Origin of the sequence: Vibrio penaeicida, assembly GCF_002933855.1 — a bacterium.
GTDB classification, from domain to species: Bacteria; Pseudomonadota; Gammaproteobacteria; order Enterobacterales; family Vibrionaceae; genus Vibrio; species Vibrio penaeicida_A.
The window spans coordinates 3744-4839 of the sequence record NZ_BFAQ01000061.1; the positions used below are offsets into that span (position 1 = coordinate 3744).

At 41.8% G+C, this 1096-nt stretch carries 1 protein-coding gene; it reads right to left on the reverse strand.

Translation table 11 applies throughout. The features are described from left to right. Nucleotides 1-397: 397 nt before the first annotated feature. On the reverse strand, nt 398-1096 hold a 699-nt coding region (locus tag VPNCDNU1_RS27435; RefSeq protein ID WP_371410822.1), incomplete at its 5' end, for a GIY-YIG nuclease family protein.

Below are 1096 nucleotides of genomic sequence, written 5' to 3' on the forward strand. Positions count from 1 at the left end.
ACTTAGCTTGCATTCAATGGACAACATCTTAGCCAACAAAGCTTCCTGCAACCAGACCACGATACCCAAAACACCGATCCAGTCGAAGAAACTAACAGAACGAACCGAAAATCAAGCTTCAAAATTTGATGAATCGAGATAATTTGGAAGAACTACAATGGTTTGGTTTGCGAGGATTTACCACCTTGATTCAGGCTAAGGAATCCAACTCAAAAACACAGAAGCCAGCAACGTTCGAGAACCTAACAACCCTTGAATTTTCAAAGCGATATAACGCCCAACTAAGGGGTGAATAACGCCTCCACCCAAACCTAAAGCATTGTGCCATAATCATTAAACTTGAAGTAGAAGCAAAAATGCCAAGCGTTGAGAATCCCTCTTAAATTGATTGTTAGCACTATTTCTTGCTTGGTTTTGCCAATGAGCTATACACCAAATCTACAAACGTTACCCCATGCCAATCCTCATCAAGTGATGGGTTAATCGTGTCAGGAGTTTTGTCGAGTAACTTCTTAACGTGCTTATATGCGTTAATACGCTCCGCCAACCTAAGCATTTCGTGCTGATGCTCAGGTGGCAACATTTTGTTTCGATACCAAGTATTGAAAATATGATCACATAGCTCTTGGTTACAAGAAAACCACTCACCTTGGCGTCGTAACCTTGCAAACTTTTTATGTAATTCAGTTTCTCGCTTGGAGCCACCAGGCTCAAGCGCACCAATTACCAACTGACCAAAAGTACCGGTTTGCAAGTTTCTCAATCGCGTCAATACATTTTTTGAGCGCCCGATTTTGACGAACAGTCCTTGGAATGGGTGGGCATTTTCATGTGGTCCAGCCCATGTATCAGGGACTTGAATTATGTAGTAAACACTATCAATCGTGCCAAGGCACACCTGATTAGCCCAATCTGACCAAGTTGAAATCCAGTTTTCGGCAAGTTCATAAGTCTCAAATTCTTGAGTCGTGAAATAGTATTCTCCACTGTCATAGTGAACATCAGCGACAAACTTACCATTCTGATTCTTTTTGATATTCTGAACGTTCAACGTTACTCCTAATAGTGCTAACGCCAGCTTAAACCGCAGACAACG